This window comes from Bacillus sp. FSL K6-1366 (assembly GCF_037976695.1).
Lineage (GTDB): Bacteria > Bacillota > Bacilli > Bacillales > Bacillaceae > Bacillus > Bacillus subtilis.
Window position 1 is genome coordinate 2,202,330 of record NZ_CP150268.1, and the last position, 21,583, is coordinate 2,223,912.

General features: G+C 44.8%; 13 protein-coding genes, 3 tRNA genes, 3 rRNA genes and 1 other annotated feature. Of the genes, 14 read left to right on the forward strand and 5 right to left on the reverse strand.

Features of this window, described 5'->3' with window-relative positions:
* The first annotated feature begins 48 nt into the window (after nt 1-48).
* From gyrB to rrf, 7 genes are all read left to right on the forward strand, one after another.
* Complete coding sequence (gyrB, locus tag MHI44_RS11555; protein ID WP_003226808.1) at nt 49-1,965, forward strand: DNA topoisomerase (ATP-hydrolyzing) subunit B; 1,917 nt, start codon at nt 49-51, stop codon at nt 1,963-1,965.
* 210 nt (nt 1,966-2,175) lie between these two features.
* Nucleotides 2,176-4,641 carry a DNA topoisomerase (ATP-hydrolyzing) subunit A gene (gene gyrA / locus MHI44_RS11560; protein WP_014475555.1) on the forward strand — a complete coding sequence of 822 codons (2,466 nt, stop codon included), beginning with the start codon at nt 2,176-2,178 and terminating at the stop codon, nt 4,639-4,641.
* Between the two features lie 352 nt (nt 4,642-4,993).
* A 16S ribosomal RNA gene (locus MHI44_RS11565) occupies nt 4,994-6,543 on the forward strand.
* A gap of 102 nt (nt 6,544-6,645) precedes the next feature.
* Nucleotides 6,646-6,722: transfer RNA gene (locus MHI44_RS11570), tRNA-Ile, on the forward strand.
* Nucleotides 6,723-6,733: 11 nt separating this feature from the next.
* A tRNA-Ala gene (locus tag MHI44_RS11575) sits at nt 6,734-6,809 on the forward strand.
* Between the two features lie 81 nt (nt 6,810-6,890).
* Nucleotides 6,891-9,818, forward strand: a 23S ribosomal RNA gene (locus MHI44_RS11580).
* 55 nt (nt 9,819-9,873) lie between these two features.
* Nucleotides 9,874-9,989 (forward strand): 5S ribosomal RNA (gene rrf / locus MHI44_RS11585).
* Together the 16S, 23S and 5S rRNA genes with 2 tRNA genes alongside form the textbook arrangement of a ribosomal RNA operon.
* 39 nt (nt 9,990-10,028) lie before the next feature.
* Here the strand turns inward: rrf and MHI44_RS11590 are convergent.
* Entirely contained in the window at nt 10,029-10,976 is a 948-nt protein-coding gene (locus tag MHI44_RS11590) for a YaaC family protein (protein WP_015715083.1), read from the reverse strand.
* Nucleotides 10,977-11,096: 120 nt separating this feature from the next.
* Here MHI44_RS11590 and guaB point away from each other — a divergent pair, with 120 nt between their 5' ends.
* The 6 genes from guaB (at nt 11,097) to MHI44_RS11620 (ending at nt 17,566) form a co-directional block, all read left to right on the forward strand.
* A complete protein-coding gene (gene guaB / locus MHI44_RS11595; RefSeq protein WP_003226803.1) occupies nt 11,097-12,563 on the forward strand; it encodes an IMP dehydrogenase in 1,467 nt (488 codons plus the stop codon).
* Nucleotides 12,564-12,715: 152 nt separating this feature from the next.
* Complete coding sequence (dacA, locus tag MHI44_RS11600) at nt 12,716-14,047, forward strand: D-alanyl-D-alanine carboxypeptidase (RefSeq protein WP_015482683.1); 1,332 nt, start codon at nt 12,716-12,718, stop codon at nt 14,045-14,047.
* Between the two features lie 196 nt (nt 14,048-14,243).
* Nucleotides 14,244-15,128, forward strand: coding sequence for a pyridoxal 5'-phosphate synthase lyase subunit PdxS (gene pdxS, locus MHI44_RS11605; RefSeq protein ID WP_003247145.1), 885 nt, complete (start codon nt 14,244-14,246; stop codon nt 15,126-15,128).
* Between the two features lie 21 nt (nt 15,129-15,149).
* Nucleotides 15,150-15,740, forward strand: coding sequence for a pyridoxal 5'-phosphate synthase glutaminase subunit PdxT (gene pdxT / locus MHI44_RS11610; protein WP_003226797.1), 591 nt, complete (start codon nt 15,150-15,152; stop codon nt 15,738-15,740).
* Between the two features lie 52 nt (nt 15,741-15,792).
* Nucleotides 15,793-16,005, forward strand: a binding site (T-box leader).
* Nucleotides 16,006-16,061: 56 nt separating this feature from the next.
* Nucleotides 16,062-17,339, forward strand: a complete 1,278-nt coding sequence (gene serS / locus MHI44_RS11615; RefSeq protein ID WP_015253023.1) for a serine--tRNA ligase — start codon at nt 16,062-16,064, stop codon at nt 17,337-17,339.
* 134 nt (nt 17,340-17,473) lie between these two features.
* Nucleotides 17,474-17,566 (forward strand) — tRNA-Ser (locus tag MHI44_RS11620).
* Nucleotides 17,567-17,677: 111 nt separating this feature from the next.
* Here the strand turns inward: MHI44_RS11620 and dck are convergent.
* The 4 genes from dck to MHI44_RS11640 all read right to left on the reverse strand — a co-directional run bounded on the left by dck (nt 17,678) and on the right by MHI44_RS11640 (nt 20,948).
* Nucleotides 17,678-18,331 carry a deoxyadenosine/deoxycytidine kinase gene (gene dck, locus MHI44_RS11625; protein ID WP_003226792.1) on the reverse strand — a complete coding sequence of 218 codons (654 nt, stop codon included), beginning with the start codon at nt 18,329-18,331 and terminating at the stop codon, nt 17,678-17,680.
* Nucleotides 18,328-18,951 carry a deoxyguanosine kinase gene (dgk, locus tag MHI44_RS11630; protein ID WP_319622046.1) on the reverse strand — a complete coding sequence of 208 codons (624 nt, stop codon included), beginning with the start codon at nt 18,949-18,951 and terminating at the stop codon, nt 18,328-18,330. The genes dck and dgk overlap by 4 nt, the downstream gene beginning before the upstream one ends.
* Nucleotides 18,952-19,049: 98 nt before the next feature.
* Nucleotides 19,050-20,333 (reverse strand): glycoside hydrolase family 18 protein, encoded by a 1,284-nt coding sequence (locus MHI44_RS11635; RefSeq protein ID WP_024572658.1) that lies wholly within the window; start codon nt 20,331-20,333, stop codon nt 19,050-19,052.
* Between the two features lie 69 nt (nt 20,334-20,402).
* Entirely contained in the window at nt 20,403-20,948 is a 546-nt protein-coding gene (locus MHI44_RS11640; RefSeq protein WP_003226786.1) for an isochorismatase family cysteine hydrolase, read from the reverse strand.
* A gap of 85 nt (nt 20,949-21,033) precedes the next feature.
* Here MHI44_RS11640 and tadA point away from each other — a divergent pair, with 85 nt between their 5' ends.
* Complete coding sequence (tadA, locus tag MHI44_RS11645; RefSeq protein WP_003226784.1) at nt 21,034-21,519, forward strand: tRNA adenosine(34) deaminase TadA; 486 nt, start codon at nt 21,034-21,036, stop codon at nt 21,517-21,519.
* Nucleotides 21,520-21,583 lie beyond the last annotated feature (64 nt).

A 21,583-nucleotide genomic window follows, 5' to 3' on the forward strand; every position in this document is an offset into this window, starting at 1 on the left:
TTTATCACGAATATATCGTTTAGAAAAGTGTAGGTGAATGACGTGGCTATGGAACAGCAGCAAAACAGTTATGATGAAAATCAGATACAGGTACTAGAAGGATTGGAAGCTGTTCGTAAAAGACCGGGGATGTATATCGGTTCGACAAACAGCAAAGGCCTTCACCACTTGGTATGGGAAATTGTCGACAATAGTATTGACGAAGCCCTTGCCGGTTATTGTACGGATATCAATATCCAAATCGAAAAAGACAACAGTATCACGGTTGTAGATAATGGCCGCGGTATTCCAGTCGGTATTCATGAAAAAATGGGCCGTCCTGCGGTAGAAGTCATTATGACGGTGCTTCATGCCGGAGGAAAATTTGACGGAAGCGGCTATAAAGTATCCGGAGGATTACACGGTGTAGGTGCTTCGGTCGTAAACGCACTATCCACAGAGCTTGATGTGACGGTTCACCGTGACGGTAAAATTCACCGCCAAACCTATAAACGCGGAGTTCCGGTTACAGACCTTGAAATCATTGGCGAAACGGATCATACAGGAACGACGACACATTTTGTCCCGGACCCTGAAATTTTCTCAGAAACAACCGAGTATGATTACGATCTGCTTGCCAACCGCGTGCGTGAATTAGCCTTTTTAACAAAGGGCGTAAACATCACGATTGAAGATAAACGTGAAGGACAAGAGCGCAAAAATGAATACCATTACGAAGGCGGAATTAAAAGTTATGTAGAGTATTTAAACCGCTCTAAAGAGGTTGTCCATGAAGAGCCGATTTACATTGAAGGCGAAAAGGACGGCATTACGGTTGAAGTGGCTTTGCAATACAATGACAGCTATACAAGCAACATTTACTCGTTTACAAACAACATTAACACGTACGAAGGCGGTACCCATGAAGCTGGCTTCAAAACGGGCCTGACTCGTGTTATCAACGATTACGCCAGAAAAAAAGGGCTTATTAAAGAAAATGATCCAAACCTAAGCGGAGATGACGTAAGGGAAGGGCTGACAGCGATTATTTCAATCAAACACCCTGATCCGCAGTTTGAGGGCCAAACAAAAACAAAGCTGGGCAACTCAGAAGCACGGACGATCACCGATACGTTATTTTCTACAGCGATGGAAACATTTATGCTGGAAAATCCAGATGCAGCCAAAAAAATTGTCGATAAAGGCTTAATGGCGGCAAGAGCAAGAATGGCTGCGAAAAAAGCCCGTGAACTAACACGCCGTAAGAGTGCTTTGGAAATTTCCAACCTGCCCGGTAAGTTAGCGGACTGCTCTTCAAAAGATCCGAGCATCTCCGAGTTATATATCGTAGAGGGTGACTCTGCCGGAGGATCTGCTAAACAAGGACGCGACAGACATTTCCAAGCCATTTTGCCGCTTAGAGGTAAAATCCTAAACGTTGAAAAGGCCAGACTGGATAAAATCCTTTCTAACAACGAAGTTCGCTCTATGATCACAGCGCTCGGCACAGGTATTGGGGAAGACTTCAACCTTGAGAAAGCCCGTTACCACAAAGTTGTCATTATGACAGATGCCGATGTTGACGGCGCGCACATCAGAACACTGCTGTTAACGTTCTTTTACAGATATATGCGCCAAATTATCGAAAATGGCTACGTGTACATTGCGCAGCCGCCGCTCTACAAGGTTCAACAGGGGAAACGCGTTGAATATGCGTACAATGACAAGGAGCTGGAAGAGCTGTTAAAAACTCTTCCTCAAACGCCTAAGCCTGGACTGCAGCGTTACAAAGGTCTTGGTGAAATGAATGCCACCCAGCTATGGGAGACAACCATGGATCCTAGCTCCAGAACACTTCTTCAGGTAACTCTTGAAGATGCAATGGATGCGGACGAGACTTTTGAAATGCTTATGGGCGACAAGGTAGAACCGCGCCGAAACTTCATAGAAGCGAATGCGAGATACGTTAAAAATCTTGACATCTAATCATAAAAAGCCTTATTTCCAATAAGAAATAAGGCTTTTTTCTGAACAAGATCAGATGCAGCAATGCTTGCAGTACCTATATATTCTAGCAATTTAATGTGTATAATCATAAGTTTATTGATATAATGGAGAATAGTGAAATCGTATTGAAGGTCATAATGGACAATCTACTCCCACATATTTCATGTGATACTTCAGGGAGGTTTTTTAATGAGTGAACAAAACACACCACAAGTTCGTGAAATAAATATCAGTCAGGAAATGCGTACGTCCTTCTTGGATTATGCAATGAGCGTTATCGTGTCCCGTGCTCTTCCAGATGTTCGAGACGGTTTAAAACCGGTTCATAGACGGATTTTGTATGCAATGAATGATTTAGGCATGACAAGTGACAAGCCTTATAAAAAATCCGCGCGTATCGTTGGAGAAGTTATCGGGAAATACCACCCGCACGGTGATTCAGCGGTATATGAATCCATGGTCAGAATGGCTCAGGATTTCAACTACCGTTATATGCTCGTTGACGGTCACGGAAACTTCGGTTCTGTTGACGGAGACTCAGCGGCGGCCATGCGTTATACAGAAGCAAGAATGTCTAAAATCTCAATGGAGATTCTTCGTGACATCACAAAAGACACAATCGATTACCAGGATAACTATGACGGGTCAGAAAGAGAACCTGTCGTTATGCCTTCAAGGTTCCCGAATCTGCTCGTGAACGGTGCTGCCGGCATTGCGGTAGGTATGGCAACAAACATTCCTCCGCACCAGCTGGGAGAAATCATTGACGGTGTACTTGCTGTCAGTGAGAATCCGGACATTACAATTCCAGAGCTTATGGAAGTCATTCCAGGGCCTGATTTCCCGACCGCGGGTCAAATCTTGGGACGCAGCGGTATCCGGAAAGCATACGAATCAGGCCGAGGCTCTATCACGATCCGGGCAAAAGCTGAGATCGAACAAACATCTTCGGGTAAAGAAAGAATTATCGTTACAGAGTTACCTTACCAAGTGAATAAGGCGAAATTAATTGAGAAAATTGCTGATCTCGTAAGGGACAAAAAGATAGAGGGTATCACAGATCTGCGTGATGAGTCAGATCGTACAGGTATGAGAATTGTCATTGAAATCAGACGCGACGCCAATGCAAATGTCATCTTAAACAATCTGTACAAACAAACTGCTCTACAAACATCTTTTGGCATCAACCTGCTTGCACTTGTTGATGGCCAGCCGAAAGTTTTAACTCTTAAGCAATGCCTAGAGCATTACCTTGACCATCAAAAAGTTGTCATTAGACGCCGTACTGCTTATGAATTGCGTAAAGCGGAAGCGAGAGCTCATATCCTGGAAGGATTGAGAGTTGCACTGGATCATCTCGATGCAGTTATCTCCCTTATCCGTAATTCTCAAACGGCTGAAATTGCGAGAACAGGTTTAATTGAACAATTCTCACTGACAGAGAAGCAAGCACAAGCGATCCTTGATATGAGGCTCCAGCGTTTAACGGGACTGGAACGTGAAAAGATAGAAGAAGAATACCAATCTCTTGTTAAATTAATTGCAGAGCTAAAAGACATCTTGGCAAATGAATATAAAGTGCTTGAGATCATTCGTGAAGAACTCACGGAAATCAAAGAGCGTTTTAACGATGAAAGACGTACTGAGATCGTCACTTCTGGACTGGAGACAATTGAAGATGAAGATCTCATCGAGAGAGAAAATATCGTAGTTACTCTGACGCACAACGGATACGTCAAACGTCTTCCTGCATCAACTTACCGCAGTCAAAAACGAGGCGGAAAAGGTGTACAAGGTATGGGAACAAACGAAGATGATTTCGTTGAGCATTTGATCTCTACGTCAACTCATGACACGATTCTCTTCTTCTCGAACAAGGGGAAAGTGTATCGTGCAAAAGGGTATGAAATCCCTGAATACGGCAGAACGGCAAAAGGAATCCCGATTATTAACCTGCTGGAGGTAGAAAAGGGTGAGTGGATCAACGCGATTATTCCAGTCACGGAATTCAATGCGGAGCTTTACCTTTTCTTCACTACAAAGCATGGGGTTTCAAAACGAACATCGCTATCTCAATTCGCTAATATCCGCAACAATGGTCTAATCGCTCTGGGTCTTCGTGAAGATGATGAACTGATGGGTGTACGTCTGACTGACGGCACAAAACAAATCATCATTGGAACGAAAAACGGTTTACTGATCCGTTTCCCTGAAACAGATGTCCGGGAGATGGGAAGAACTGCGGCGGGCGTAAAAGGCATCACTCTGACGGATGACGACGTTGTTGTCGGCATGGAGATTTTAGAGGAAGAATCACACGTCCTTATCGTAACTGAAAAAGGGTACGGAAAACGAACTCCGGCTGAAGAGTACAGAACCCAAAGCCGGGGCGGAAAAGGACTCAAAACAGCGAAAATCACCGAAAACAACGGCCAACTAGTAGCAGTGAAAGCTACTAAAGGTGAAGAGGATCTAATGATTATTACAGCTAGCGGCGTACTCATCAGAATGGACATCAATGATATCTCCATCACCGGACGTGTCACTCAAGGTGTGCGTCTCATCAGAATGGCAGAAGAAGAGCATGTTGCTACAGTAGCTTTAGTAGAGAAAAACGAAGAAGATGAGAATGAAGAAGAACAAGAAGAAGTGTGAGAAAAAGCGCAGCTGAAATAGCTGCGCTTTTTTGTGTCATAACCCTTTACAGTCATAAAAATTATGGTATAATCATTTCTGTTGTCTTTTTAAAGACACAAGCATGACCATTATGACTAGTAAAAACTTTTTCAAAAAAGTATTGACCTAGTTAACTAAAAATGTTACTATTAAGTAGTCGCTTCGAGAGAAGCACACAAAGTTCTTTGAAAACTAAACAAGACAAAACGTACCTGTTAATTCATTTTTATAAATCGCACAGCGATGTGCGTAGTCAGTCAAACTAGGGCCTGCACGACGCAGGTCACACAGGTGTCGCCGCAGGATGCGGTGAACTTAACCTGTGATCCATTTATCGGAGAGTTTGATCCTGGCTCAGGACGAACGCTGGCGGCGTGCCTAATACATGCAAGTCGAGCGGACAGATGGGAGCTTGCTCCCTGATGTTAGCGGCGGACGGGTGAGTAACACGTGGGTAACCTGCCTGTAAGACTGGGATAACTCCGGGAAACCGGGGCTAATACCGGATGGTTGTTTGAACCGCATGGTTCAAACATAAAAGGTGGCTTCGGCTACCACTTACAGATGGACCCGCGGCGCATTAGCTAGTTGGTGAGGTAACGGCTCACCAAGGCGACGATGCGTAGCCGACCTGAGAGGGTGATCGGCCACACTGGGACTGAGACACGGCCCAGACTCCTACGGGAGGCAGCAGTAGGGAATCTTCCGCAATGGACGAAAGTCTGACGGAGCAACGCCGCGTGAGTGATGAAGGTTTTCGGATCGTAAAGCTCTGTTGTTAGGGAAGAACAAGTACCGTTCGAATAGGGCGGTACCTTGACGGTACCTAACCAGAAAGCCACGGCTAACTACGTGCCAGCAGCCGCGGTAATACGTAGGTGGCAAGCGTTGTCCGGAATTATTGGGCGTAAAGGGCTCGCAGGCGGTTTCTTAAGTCTGATGTGAAAGCCCCCGGCTCAACCGGGGAGGGTCATTGGAAACTGGGGAACTTGAGTGCAGAAGAGGAGAGTGGAATTCCACGTGTAGCGGTGAAATGCGTAGAGATGTGGAGGAACACCAGTGGCGAAGGCGACTCTCTGGTCTGTAACTGACGCTGAGGAGCGAAAGCGTGGGGAGCGAACAGGATTAGATACCCTGGTAGTCCACGCCGTAAACGATGAGTGCTAAGTGTTAGGGGGTTTCCGCCCCTTAGTGCTGCAGCTAACGCATTAAGCACTCCGCCTGGGGAGTACGGTCGCAAGACTGAAACTCAAAGGAATTGACGGGGGCCCGCACAAGCGGTGGAGCATGTGGTTTAATTCGAAGCAACGCGAAGAACCTTACCAGGTCTTGACATCCTCTGACAATCCTAGAGATAGGACGTCCCCTTCGGGGGCAGAGTGACAGGTGGTGCATGGTTGTCGTCAGCTCGTGTCGTGAGATGTTGGGTTAAGTCCCGCAACGAGCGCAACCCTTGATCTTAGTTGCCAGCATTCAGTTGGGCACTCTAAGGTGACTGCCGGTGACAAACCGGAGGAAGGTGGGGATGACGTCAAATCATCATGCCCCTTATGACCTGGGCTACACACGTGCTACAATGGACAGAACAAAGGGCAGCGAAACCGCGAGGTTAAGCCAATCCCACAAATCTGTTCTCAGTTCGGATCGCAGTCTGCAACTCGACTGCGTGAAGCTGGAATCGCTAGTAATCGCGGATCAGCATGCCGCGGTGAATACGTTCCCGGGCCTTGTACACACCGCCCGTCACACCACGAGAGTTTGTAACACCCGAAGTCGGTGAGGTAACCTTTTAGGAGCCAGCCGCCGAAGGTGGGACAGATGATTGGGGTGAAGTCGTAACAAGGTAGCCGTATCGGAAGGTGCGGCTGGATCACCTCCTTTCTAAGGATATTTTACGGAATATAAGACCTTGGGTCTTATAAACAGAACGTTCCCTGTCTTGTTTAGTTTTGAAGGAACTTTGTTCCTTGAATAAGTTAAGATGGGCCTGTAGCTCAGCTGGTTAGAGCGCACGCCTGATAAGCGTGAGGTCGGTGGTTCGAGTCCACTCAGGCCCACCATCTTATATAACGGGGCCTTAGCTCAGCTGGGAGAGCGCCTGCTTTGCACGCAGGAGGTCAGCGGTTCGATCCCGCTAGGCTCCACCAACGTGTTCTTTGAAAACTAGATAACAGTAGACATCACATTCAATTAGTAATACAAGATATCACATAGTGATTCTTTTTAACGGTTAAGTTAGAAAGGGCGCACGGTGGATGCCTTGGCACTAGGAGCCGATGAAGGACGGGACGAACACCGATATGCTTCGGGGAGCTGTAAGCAAGCTTTGATCCGGAGATTTCCGAATGGGGAAACCCACCACTCGTAATGGAGTGGTATCCATATCTGAATTCATAGGATATGAGAAGGCAGACCCGGGGAACTGAAACATCTAAGTACCCGGAGGAAGAGAAAGCAAATGCGATTCCCTGAGTAGCGGCGAGCGAAACGGGATTAGCCCAAACCAAGAGGCTTGCCTCTTGGGGTTGTAGGACACTCTGTACGGAGTTACAAAGGAACGAGGTAGATGAAGAGGTCTGGAAAGGCCCGCCATAGGAGGTAACAGCCCTGTAGTCAAAACTTCGTTCTCTCCTGAGTGGATCCTGAGTACGGCGGAACACGTGAAATTCCGTCGGAATCCGGGAGGACCATCTCCCAAGGCTAAATACTCCCTAGTGACCGATAGTGAACCAGTACCGTGAGGGAAAGGTGAAAAGCACCCCGGAAGGGGAGTGAAAGAGATCCTGAAACCGTGTGCCTACAAGTAGTCAGAGCCCGTTAACGGGTGATGGCGTGCCTTTTGTAGAATGAACCGGCGAGTTACGATCCCGTGCAAGGTTAAGCAGAAGATGCGGAGCCGCAGCGAAAGCGAGTCTGAATAGGGCGCATGAGTACGTGGTCGTAGACCCGAAACCAGGTGATCTACCCATGTCCAGGGTGAAGTTCAGGTAACACTGAATGGAGGCCCGAACCCACGCACGTTGAAAAGTGCGGGGATGAGGTGTGGGTAGGGGTGAAATGCCAATCGAACCTGGAGATAGCTGGTTCTCTCCGAAATAGCTTTAGGGCTAGCCTCAAGGTAAGAGTCTTGGAGGTAGAGCACTGATTGGACTAGGGGCCCCTACCGGGTTACCGAATTCAGTCAAACTCCGAATGCCAATGACTTATCCTTGGGAGTCAGACTGCGAGTGATAAGATCCGTAGTCGAAAGGGAAACAGCCCAGACCGCCAGCTAAGGTCCCAAAGTATACGTTAAGTGGAAAAGGATGTGGAGTTGCTTAGACAACCAGGATGTTGGCTTAGAAGCAGCCACCATTTAAAGAGTGCGTAATAGCTCACTGGTCGAGTGACTCTGCGCCGAAAATGTACCGGGGCTAAACGTATCACCGAAGCTGCGGACTGTTCTTCGAACAGTGGTAGGAGAGCGTTCTAAGGGCTGTGAAGCCAGACCGGAAGGACTGGTGGAGCGCTTAGAAGTGAGAATGCCGGTATGAGTAGCGAAAGAGGGGTGAGAATCCCCTCCACCGAATGCCTAAGGTTTCCTGAGGAAGGCTCGTCCGCTCAGGGTTAGTCGGGACCTAAGCCGAGGCCGAAAGGCGTAGGCGATGGACAACAGGTTGATATTCCTGTACCACCTCCTCACCATTTGAGCAATGGGGGGACGCAGGAGGATAGGGTAAGCGCGGTATTGGATATCCGCGTCCAAGCAGTTAGGCTGGGAAATAGGCAAATCCGTTTCCCATAAGGCTGAGCTGTGATGGCGAGCGAAATATAGTAGCGAAGTTCCTGATTCCACACTGCCAAGAAAAGCCTCTAGCGAGGTGAGAGGTGCCCGTACCGCAAACCGACACAGGTAGGCGAGGAGAGAATCCTAAGGTGATCGAGAGAACTCTCGTTAAGGAACTCGGCAAAATGACCCCGTAACTTCGGGAGAAGGGGTGCTCTGTTAGGGTGCAAGCCCGAGAGAGCCGCAGTGAATAGGCCCAGGCGACTGTTTAGCAAAAACACAGGTCTCTGCGAAGCCGTAAGGCGAAGTATAGGGGCTGACGCCTGCCCGGTGCTGGAAGGTTAAGAGGAGCGCTTAGCGTAAGCGAAGGTGCGAATTGAAGCCCCAGTAAACGGCGGCCGTAACTATAACGGTCCTAAGGTAGCGAAATTCCTTGTCGGGTAAGTTCCGACCCGCACGAAAGGCGCAACGATCTGGGCACTGTCTCAACGAGAGACTCGGTGAAATTATAGTACCTGTGAAGATGCAGGTTACCCGCGACAGGACGGAAAGACCCCGTGGAGCTTTACTGCAGCCTGATATTGAATGTTGGTACAGCTTGTACAGGATAGGTAGGAGCCTTGGAAACCGGAGCGCCAGCTTCGGTGGAGGCATCGGTGGGATACTACCCTGGCTGTATTGACCTTCTAACCCGCCGCCCTTATCGGGCGGGGAGACAGTGTCAGGTGGGCAGTTTGACTGGGGCGGTCGCCTCCTAAAAGGTAACGGAGGCGCCCAAAGGTTCCCTCAGAATGGTTGGAAATCATTCGCAGAGTGTAAAGGCACAAGGGAGCTTGACTGCGAGACCTACAAGTCGAGCAGGGACGAAAGTCGGGCTTAGTGATCCGGTGGTTCCGCATGGAAGGGCCATCGCTCAACGGATAAAAGCTACCCCGGGGATAACAGGCTTATCTCCCCCAAGAGTCCACATCGACGGGGAGGTTTGGCACCTCGATGTCGGCTCATCGCATCCTGGGGCTGTAGTCGGTCCCAAGGGTTGGGCTGTTCGCCCATTAAAGCGGTACGCGAGCTGGGTTCAGAACGTCGTGAGACAGTTCGGTCCCTATCCGTCGCGGGCGCAGGAAATTTGAGAGGAGCTGTCCTTAGTACGAGAGGACCGGGATGGACGCACCGCTGGTGTACCAGTTGTTCTGCCAAGGGCATCGCTGGGTAGCTATGTGCGGACGGGATAAGTGCTGAAAGCATCTAAGCATGAAGCCCCCCTCAAGATGAGATTTCCCATTCCGCAAGGAAGTAAGATCCCTGAAAGATGATCAGGTTGATAGGTCTGAGGTGGAAGTGTGGCGACACATGGAGCTGACAGATACTAATCGATCGAGGACTTAACCATATTTTTGAATGATGTCACACCTGTTATCTAGTTTTGAGAGAACACTCTCAATTTGTTTGGTGGCGATAGCGAAGAGGTCACACCCGTTCCCATACCGAACACGGAAGTTAAGCTCTTCAGCGCCGATGGTAGTCGGGGGTTTCCCCCTGTGAGAGTAGGACGCCGCCAAGCAAGCTTAAACCCAGCTCATTGAGCTGGGTTTTTTGTTTGTTAAAAATGAAGAAGAAACTGTGAAGCGTATTTAGGGAATTTCTTTTCTGATACTAATAAAAACTGCTGAATTAACACGTAGTCATCACTTATATGCTGTGTTAATAACTCATACCACCATTCTGTTTCATACCTTGCAATCATCCCAACGTTGTACAAAATCAAATAATGAATTGTCATTTCGGGAAGCCTCAGAAATTGCTCCCTTTGAGAAGGGATATAATATTGGTTCTTTTCCATGTCAAACAATAAGCTGGTCGATGTCCATGGCTCCTTGTCTTGTGGTGAAATTTCGAACAGCAGCCCGTGTTCATTTTTTTTTGTAAAAGACCATTGATAATGATGGGACATGTATTCAGCAAACCTTGAATCAGACATTTTGTAATTGATTACTACTTCCTCCGGTATAAAAATTTCGTTCTTATCCTTCTCAACTTTTGTCATAAATCGTTCTTTCTGCTGAAAGTAGAAAATATCGCTAAGTTCTGGAATGGCCATTAATAATTTTTTCATGGTATACCGTTCATCTACTATATCCGATTGTCCAAATAAATGTTTCATAAAATGTACGCATAGGCCATTCCGTTGTATTTTCACTTCATCGTCGCTAAAACAATAATTTTGTTTCTTTCGTTTTCTTGTTGTTACGCCATGTGCCAGTACTGATGTATGGCTTGGATAATGAGGATCACGTGTAATTAAGCATGCTTTGATAAGCTGTGCCATTCCATAAAATAAAAGAATCGGTTTGATTTCTAAGGGAGAATATGCAGCTTGTTTATAAAACGATTCGGCATGCTTTAAGAAATAAATAAACCGTTCACTGTTTTTAAAAGAGTTTTTTTTCGCATCGTCAATACCGTTTAAGATATAAACCTTTTCTAGAAATTTCTGGGTTGATTCAACGGAGTAAAATAGCGCTAAGTCTTTCCACTCATGATATGTCATGTATATTTCTTAATCCTTTCCGTTATCTAAATATTTCAACTCTTTCCCGCTTCCTTGACATGCTCTTGGCTAGTTGATAATCTACATATAATATTTTGCCGAAAAGAGGGGGATTTACTAATGTGGGAAAGTAAATTTTCAAAAGAAGGCTTAACGTTCGACGATGTGCTGCTTGTACCAGCAAAGTCTGAGGTACTTCCGCGTGATGTGGATTTATCTGTAGAACTTACAAAAACGTTAAAGCTAAATATTCCTGTCATCAGCGCAGGTATGGACACTGTAACAGAATCAGCAATGGCAATTGCAATGGCAAGACAGGGCGGCTTGGGCATCATTCACAAAAATATGTCCATTGAACAGCAGGCTGAACAAGTTGATAAAGTAAAGCGTTCTGAGCGCGGCGTTATCACAAATCCCTTCTTTTTAACTCCTGATCACCAAGTATTTGATGCGGAGCATTTGATGGGGAAATACAGAATTTCCGGTGTTCCGATTGTAAATAACGAAGAAGACCAGAAGCTTGTTGGAATTATAACAAACCGTGACCTTCGTTTTATTTCTGACTACTCAATGAAAATCAGCGACGTCATGACGAAAGAAGAGCTAGTTACTGCATCTGTAGGAACTACTCTGGATGAAGCTGAAAAGATTTTGCAGAAACATAAAATTGAAAAGCTTCCTCTCGTAGATGACCAGAATAAATTAAAAGGTCTTATCACAATTAAAGACATTGAAAAAGTCATTGAGTTCCCGAACTCATCTAAAGACATTCACGGCCGCCTGATCGTTGGCGCGGCAGTTGGTGTAACTGGCGATACAATGACTCGCGTCAAAAAGCTTGTTGAAGCCAATGTTGATGTGATTGTTATCGATACAGCTCACGGACACTCTCAAGGCGTTTTAAACACAGTCACAAAAATCCGTGAAACGTATCCCGAATTAAACATTATTGCTGGAAACGTGGCAACAGCTGAAGCGACAAGAGCGCTTATCGAAGCTGGAGCAGACGTTGTCAAAGTTGGAATAGGGCCTGGTTCAATTTGTACTACACGTGTTGTAGCAGGCGTGGGTGTTCCGCAAATTACAGCAATTTATGATTGTGCGACTGAAGCAAGAAAACACGGCAAAACAATCATCGCCGACGGTGGGATTAAATTCTCTGGCGATATCACTAAAGCATTGGCAGCCGGCGGACATGCTGTTATGCTCGGAAGCTTGCTTGCAGGCACATCAGAAAGCCCTGGTGAAACTGAAATCTACCAAGGCAGAAGATTTAAGGTATACCGCGGCATGGGATCAGTTGCTGCAATGGAAAAAGGAAGTAAAGACCGTTACTTCCAAGAAGAAAACAAAAAATTTGTTCCTGAAGGAATTGAAGGACGCACACCTTACAAAGGACCAGTTGAAGAAACCGTTTATCAGCTAGTCGGAGGCCTTCGTTCTGGTATGGGGTATTGCGGGTCCAAAGATCTGCGTGCGCTAAGAGAAGAAGCTCAGTTCATTCGCATGACTGGCGCAGGACTTCGCGAAAGCCATCCGCATGACGTACAGATTACAAAAGAATCACCTAACTATACAATTTCATAATAAATTGTTACAAATTAAAAACATTTGACAGGGTCTCTGACTCTGTCTATTTTTTTTATACTGATTATGATAAAATTTATACTGTTGTGCATTGAAAATGTCCTTAACGGCTTAATTATAGATGAAGAAAATGAAATACGGAGGTCGTACGATTGAACATCAAGAAATGTAAACAGCTACTGATGTCATTGGTTGTGTTAACTCTAGCTGTCACGTGTCTGGCTCCAATGTCAAAAGCAAAAGCAGCCAGCGATCCAATTGATATCAATGCATCTGCTGCTATTATGATCGAAGCATCTTCAGGTAAAATTCTTTACAGTAAAAATGCAGATAAGAGACTGCCAATTGCGAGTATGACAAAAATGATGACAGAGTATCTGTTATTAGAGGCAATTGATCAAGGTAAAGTGAAATGGGACCAAACCTATACGCCTGATGACTATGTGTATGAAATTTCCCAAGATAACAGCTTATCAAACGTTCCTCTTCGGAAAGACGGGAAATACACAGTAAAAGAATTATATCAAGCTACAGCAATTTATTCTGCAAATGCTGCTGCTATTGCGATTGCAGAAATCGTTGCAGGTTCTGAAACTAAGTTTGTTGAAAAAATGAATGCAAAAGCAAAAGAACTAGGGTTAACAGATTACAAATTTGTTAACGCAACAGGTCTTGAAAACAAAGATCTTCACGGGCATCAGCCTGAGGGGACAAGCGTAAATGAAGAAAGTGAAGTTTCTGCAAAGGATATGGCGATTCTTGCGGATCACTTGATTACTGACTACCCTGAGATACTGGAGACTTCCAGTATCGCCAAAACGAAATTCCGAGAAGGCACCGATGATGAAATGGACATGCCGAACTGGAATTTTATGCTGAAGGGGCTTGTCAGCGAGTATAAAAAAGCGACTGTAGACGGACTGAAAACAGGTTCTACTGACTCTGCGGGTTCATGCTTTACAGGAACAGCTGAACGCAACGGTATGCGTGTCATCACTGTTGTTTTAAACGCAAAGGGCAACCTTCATACAGGCCGTTTCGATGAAACGAAAAAAATGTTTGATTATGCTTTCGACAATTTCTCCATGAAAGAAATTTATGCTGAAGGCGATCAAGTAAAAGGCCATAAAACAATTTCAGTTGATAAGGGTAAAGAGAAAGAAGTAGGCATTGTGACAAACAAGGCGTTCTCTCTTCCTGTCAAAAATGGTGAAGAAAAGAATTACAAAGCGAAGGTCACACTGAATAAAGATAACTTAACTGCTCCTGTGAAAAAAGGAACCAAGGTTGGGAAGCTGACTGCGGAATACACAGGTGATGAAAAGGATTACGGATTCCTTAACAGCGATCTGGCTGGCGTAGACCTTGTTACAAAAGAAAATGTAGAAAAAGCAAACTGGTTTGTTTTGACAATGCGCAGTATCGGCGGATTTTTTGCCGGAATTTGGGGAAGCATTGTTGATACGGTAACCGGCTGGTTTTAATCAATTGAAAGAGCTCTGATGGATGTTAGGGCTCTTTCGCATAATATACTGAAAAAACCCAATTTTTAATAAAAAATGATTTTCAAAGCGCTAAAAACCGAATAAAATAGTATATATCCATATGAATTATTGGATTTCTAGGATACAATAAGAATTAGAAATCATATAACTATACCTTGATTAGGGGGACCAAGAAATGGCTCAAACAGGTACTGAACGTGTAAAACGCGGAATGGCAGAAATGCAAAAAGGCGGCGTCATCATGGACGTCATCAATGCGGAACAAGCGAAAATCGCTGAAGAAGCTGGAGCTGTCGCTGTAATGGCGCTAGAACGTGTGCCAGCAGATATTCGCGCGGCTGGAGGAGTTGCCCGTATGGCTGACCCTACAATCGTGGAAGAAGTAATGAATGCAGTATCTATCCCGGTAATGGCAAAAGCGCGTATCGGACATATTGTTGAAGCGCGTGTGCTTGAAGCTATGGGTGTTGACTATATTGATGAAAGTGAAGTTCTGACGCCGGCTGACGAAGAATTTCATTTAAATAAAAATGAATATACAGTTCCTTTTGTCTGTGGCTGCCGTGATCTTGGTGAAGCAACACGCCGTATTGCGGAAGGTGCTTCTATGCTTCGCACAAAAGGTGAGCCTGGAACAGGTAATATTGTTGAGGCTGTTCGCCATATGCGCAAAGTTAACGCTCAAGTGCGCAAAGTAGTTGCGATGAGTGAGGATGAACTAATGACAGAAGCGAAAAACCTAGGTGCTCCTTACGAGCTTCTTCTTCAAATTAAAAAAGACGGCAAGCTTCCTGTCGTTAACTTTGCCGCTGGCGGCGTAGCAACTCCAGCTGATGCTGCTCTCATGATGCAGCTCGGTGCTGACGGAGTATTTGTTGGTTCTGGTATTTTCAAATCAGACAACCCTGCTAAATTTGCGAAAGCAATTGTGGAAGCAACAACTCACTTTACTGATTACAAATTGATCGCTGAGCTGTCAAAAGAGCTTGGTACTGCAATGAAAGGGATTGAAATCTCAAACTTACTTCCAGAACAGCGTATGCAAGAACGCGGCTGGTAAGAACATAGGAGCGCTGCTGACATGTTAACAATAGGTGTACTAGGACTTCAAGGAGCAGTTAGAGAGCACATCCATGCGATTGAAGCATGTGGCGCGGCTGGTCTTGTCGTAAAACGTCCGGAGCAGCTGAACGAAGTTGACGGGTTGATTTTGCCGGGCGGTGAGAGCACAACGATGCGCCGTTTGATCGATACGTATCAATTCATGGAGCCGCTTCGTGAATTCGCTGCTCAGGGCAAACCGATGTTTGGAACATGTGCCGGATTAATTATATTAGCAAAAGAAATTGCCGGTTCAGATAATCCTCATTTAGGTCTTCTGAATGTGGTTGTAGAACGTAATTCATTTGGCCGGCAGGTTGACAGCTTTGAAGCTGATTTAACAATTAAAGGCTTGGACGAGCCTTTTACTGGGGTATTCATCCGTGCTCCGCATATTTTAGAAGCTGGTGAAAATGTTGAAGTTCTATCGGAGCATAATGGTCGTATTGTAGCCGCGAAACAGGGGCAATTCCTTGGCTGCTCATTCCATCCGGAGCTGACAGAAGATCACCGAGTGACGCAGCTGTTTGTTGAAATGGTTGAGGAATATAAGCAAAAGGCACTTGTATAAAACAGTTGAAAGCTGTGGAAACTTATAGTACATTATAAGCACAAATAAAGATCGAAAAGCGTTGATAGGAACTAGTAGGGAGCCTCTCTTTCTAAGAGAGCCGATGGTTGGTGCGAATCGGTGAAAGATGCTGTCTGAATCCATCCTTGAGCGAAATGCTGAAGCGAGTAGGCATTTACGGGATAACCGTTATGTTTGAAAGTGGAAAACGAGTCTTTGATTTGTTTTCAATCAGGGTGGCAACGCGAGAGCTCTCGTCCCTTTATGGGGATGAGGGCTCTTTTTATTTTCGATAAATCAATAAAAAAAGGAGTGTTTCGCATGCTTGATACGAAAATGCTGAGAGCAAATTTTCAAGAAATTAAAGCAAAGCTTGTACACAAAGGCGAAGACTTAACTGATTTTGATAAGTTTGAGGCGCTGGATGATAGACGAAGAGAGCTTATCGGCAAGGTTGAAGAGTTAAAAGGAAAACGAAATGAAGTTTCTCAGCAGGTTGCTGTGCTGAAGCGTGAGAAAAAAGACGCGGATCACATTATTAAAGAAATGCGTGAAGTCGGCGAGGAAATTAAAAAGCTCGATGAAGAATTACGGACAGTGGAAGCTGAGCTTGATACAATCCTGCTCTCAATCCCAAATATTCCGCATGAGTCTGTACCTGTCGGTGAAACAGAAGACGACAACGTAGAAGTGCGTAAATGGGGTGAAAAGCCTTCATTTGCTTATGAGCCGAAGCCGCACTGGGATATTGCGGATGAGCTGGGTATTCTGGATTTTGAACGTGCTGCCAAAGTAACAGGAAGCCGTTTCGTGTTCTATAAAGGCTTAGGTGCTCGTCTGGAGCGTGCGCTTTATAACTTTATGCTTGATCTGCATGTGGATGAGTATAACTACACTGAAGTGATCCCGCCATATATGGTAAACCGCGCAAGCATGACGGGAACGGGGCAGCTTCCTAAATTTGAAGAGGATGCATTTAAAATCAGAGAAGAAGATTATTTCTTAATTCCAACGGCGGAAGTGCCGATTACAAACATGCATCGCGATGAAATCCTTTCAGGTGACAGCCTGCCGATCAACTATGCGGCATTCAGTGCTTGCTTCCGTTCTGAAGCTGGTTCAGCAGGACGTGACACACGCGGATTAATTCGTCAGCACCAATTTAATAAAGTTGAGCTTGTAAAGTTTGTGAAGCCTGAAGATTCTTATGAAGAATTAGAGAAGCTTACAAACCAAGCAGAACGGGTTCTTCAGCTGCTTGAGCTTCCATACCGTGTCATGAGCATGTGTACGGGTGACTTAGGCTTTACGGCTGCGAAAAAATACGATATCGAAGTTTGGATTCCAAGCCAAGACACATATCGAGAAATCTCTTCTTGCAGCAACTTCGAAGCGTTCCAGGCGAGACGTGCGAATATTCGTTTCAGACGTGAAGCGAAAGGCAAGCCTGAGCATGTACACACACTGAACGGTTCAGGACTGGCGGTTGGAAGAACAGTTGCCGCAATCTTAGAAAATTATCAGCAGGAAGACGGAAGCGTTGTGATTCCGAAAGTGCTTCGTCCTTATATGGGGAATAGAGAAGTAATAAAACCGTAAATTATGGAAAGGCGTGCCTGACAAGGTGCGCCTTTTTGCTTATGTAAACATGGCATTTTCATAAAAACAAAAAAAGTTTTTAAAAATGCTTGACCACACGAGAACATACGTGATATAGTAAGTCTTGTCGATACGGAGGAATACCCAAGTCCGGCTGAAGGGATCGGTCTTGAAAACCGACAGGGGTGTCAAAGCCCGCGGGGGTTCGAATCCCTCTTCCTCCGCCATATTGATTTTAATTCTAATGAAACACAAGCATATATTGGAGATTGTTTTGTCCGTTGCATTCGGTGCGGCGGATTTTTTATTTTAAAGAAAAAGTGAATCTCGACTGAGATTCACTTTTTTTGATTATCATGAATAACTGAAGCAATTTGATCTACAATATTTTCAATCGAGTTTTCGTCGTTCAGAAGATCATAATCTTCAATGCGAAGTTTTAAAACAGGACAGGCATTAAAACCGCTTATCCAGTTCTCGTAGCGTGTATGCATTTCTTCCCAATAAGACCTGCTTGTCTGAAGCTCCATCTCGCGGCCGCGTTGTTCAATCCGGTTTAAAATGTTCTCCAGATCTCCTTCTAAATAGATCAACACATCTGGGTGTGGGAAATACGGTGTCATCACCATTGCTTCGAAAAGGCTTGTGTAAGTCTTATAATCAACCTTTGACATTGTCCCTTTATCAGCATGCATTTTTGCGAAAATTCCTGTATCTTCATAAATCGAACGATCCTGTACAAAACCTCCGCCGGCTTCAAAAATTGTTTTCTGTTCTTTGAAGCGTTCAGCTAAGAAATAAATTTGAAGGTGAAAGCTCCAACGTTCAAAATCATGATAGAACTTTTCCAAGTATGGATTATGATCGACTTCCTCCAAAGATGTTTTAAATCCAAGCCGTTTAGCTAAAGTTTTTGTTAAAGTCGATTTTCCGACACCTACTGTTCCTGCTACTGTAATAATTGAATTCTTAGGGATATGATGTTCCTTCATACGATAAGCTCCTTTACATGGGCGGCAATGCGTTCAAAGTCGCTCTTATTCAAAACGAAATCCTTTGAATCACCATCTACGGTTAACACTGTAAGTTCAGGGTCTGCTTCCTGCAGCTGCTTGATGGCGACTTCATAATCTGAAATCAGCTGCTCCAAATAGCTAGTTTCAATTTTTTTCTCAAAGGGGCGCCCGCGTTTTTCAATGCGGAGTAGCAATGTAGGCAGACTGGCCTTTATGTAAATGATGAAATTCGGCTTTGGCAGATCATCCGTTAGCAGGTGATATATCTTTTTGTATTTTTCCAGCTGATGTGGAGACAAGGTGCGTTCCGCAAAAATCACATTTTTATAAATATGATAATCAGCTATTACAGGCTGTCCCTTTTTTAAAAAGTGATCACTGGTGTCTTCAAGCTGTTTGTATCTGTGACAAAGAAAAAACATCTCGAGCTGGAAGCTCCATTCCTCTATATTGTCATAAAACTTATCAAGGTACGGGTTATCCTCTACAATCTCATTGATCATAGGGAATCCGAACTCTTGTGAGAGCATCGTTGCGAGAGTTGTTTTTCCTGCCCCGATAGGACCTTCTATTGCAATAAAAGGGGCTGTATTCATCGGAATCCTCCTTATATCTGAAAAACGTGCGTCAGTTACCGACCTTCATATTGTATCACAACCCTTAGGTGCCCCCATGAAAAAAAGACGTTTCCAAATTATCGAAACGTCTTTTTGACAACATTAAATTGATCAGACAGCAGCAGCCAGTTTTGTGGAAAGGAAAGACCCAGCTTCCAATAGCTGATGCCTCTTAAATTCAGCTCTTTAATCAGATTGAATTTTGCTTGGATCGAGCGGGCATCCTCGAACCATACCTCGTGCCTTCTGTTTTCTGCATCAGTATAGCGGAAGAAAGGAGCTTGAGCGGTTTGGTCATACTGAATGGAAGCATTGTTCTGATCAGCTATGACAATGGCTTGCTGAGGGCTTACTGCTCTTGCCGGAGTTCCCCCTGCTGTATATGGCAGCGTCCAGTCATATCCATATAAATTCTGGCCCATGACAATTTTGTTCGCAGGCATTTCAGTCAAAGCATATTCTATGACATCACGGACAGGTCCAATTGGAGAAACCGCTTGAGGCGGCCCGCCGCTATAGCCCCATTCATATGTCATGAGAACAACAAAGTCGACAATTTGGCCATGCGCCCTGTAATCATGAGCTTCATACCATCTGCCCTGCTGTGTTGCACTTGTTTTAGGAGCAAGAGCCGTAGAAATTTCTAAGCCCTCTCGATGAAAAAGATCCCTTGCTTCGCGGAGAAATTGATTATAGGCCTCTCTATCCTGGGGCCGCAAATATTCAAAGTCGAAATGAATGTCACGGAAGCCATATCTCTTGGCATTCTCCACTATTTCATTTAGAAGCCTTCTTTTTACAGTTTCGTCGTTCAAAAGGATCCGGCCAAGTTCATCACTAAATGCCTGGTTTTCTAGGTTCGTTATAATCATCATCAATGTTGTATTTTGACTTTCTGTAATGCTCCTTAAATTCGTTAAAGGCGGTGCGACTAAGGTTCCGTTCCGCTGTGCCTGGAAGCTGAATGCGCCAAGGTACGTTAAGTAGGGTGACGCTTCTCTGGCCGCCTGCTGGAGATTTTCGCTGACTTGATTTCCTCGGGGCTCCAAATAAGCATTTGATTCGATGTCTCGTTTAGGAGCTGGAGGGATGTATAAACGGAAACCAATCTGAAGCACGGTATTTAACTGGATGCGGTTAACCCTTGCGAGCTCGGCTGCTGTTGTATTGAACTGCCGGGCGATGGATGTCAGGGTATCACCTCGCTTCACATCATAGAACTGGCCGGCTATTGGAATGACAATGGTTTGTCCGACAACAAGGCTGTCGGGATTCGGTATTTCATTCGTTTCAGTGATCTCACTTACGGTTGTTCTGTATTGTGAAGCGATAGCAGAAAGAGTGTCGCCTTGTTTTACCACATAAATTTGAATGAAAAACGCCTCCTTTCATATCGCTATCAATGTATGAAAGAAAAGCGCTGATCATGTTTATTTTTCTGTAATTTGTTCTTCCGTCGTAATTTCTGCGAAAAGAACATTCTCCATCATAGTTAAGGCGAATTCGTTATCTTCGTCACTGTTTGACGCGATACAGTCCTTAGGAATCGTGATGCTGTATTCCCTCATATAAGCGTCATTAGCGGTAAACAGCACACATATATTGCCGGCTATACCTGTTAAGATAATATGTCTCACCTGCAACTCAGTAAGAAGGGTGTGAAGTGCAGTTTCGTAGAAAGCGGAATGTTTTGGTTTGATTAAAAAATAATCAGCATCTTCCGGGGCTATCTTAGTGATGATATCCTTGCTTCTTTCATTTGTGCATTCTTGCTGAATGTTTTTAATGTCAGCTTGCCAAAGTCCATAATGATCATTGATGTAAATAATCGGCCATTCATTTTGTCTCGCGTGCTCCTTTAATGATAAAATATGAGGAACGATTTTTTCTGTTTTTTTAGCGAGGGTTTCTCCCATATCGAATTCAAAATTATTGATCATGTCTACAATGAGAAGGGCTGTATCTGCTTTGGACAATCGACAGTCTCCTTTCCGTTTCAGTTATAGTTAATATGTAGCCTTTTTAGGCAATGAAAAAACTTTGAAAAGAGAGCTTATCCTTATGACACAAGATGAACTTTATATGAAAGAAGCAATTAAAGAAGCGAAAAAGGCTGAAGAGAAAGGTGAAGTGCCAATAGGTGCGGTGCTTGTCGTTAATGATGAAATTATAGCGCGTGCACATAATTTAAGAGAGACTGAGCAACGATCTATTGCCCATGCAGAAATGCTTGTGATTGATGAAGCGTGTAAGGCACTGGGAACATGGCGGCTGGAAGGTGCGACTCTTTATGTGACGCTTGAGCCTTGTCCAATGTGTGCTGGTGCAGTCGTACTTTCTCGAGTGGAAAAAGTGGTTTTTGGCGCATTTGATCCGAAAGGCGGCTGTTCAGGCACGCTAATGAACCTTCTCCAGGAGGAACGCTTTAATCATCAGGCTGAAGTGGTGAGCGGTGTACTTGAGGAAGAATGCGGCGGAATGCTCAGTGCGTTTTTCAGAGAACTAAGAAAAAAGAAGAAAGCTGCCAGGAAAAACTTGTCTGAATAGTACGGTTGCAATTTTTAGGGGAAACAGATATACTTAAGTGTGCATCGTAATAGATGCAACATAA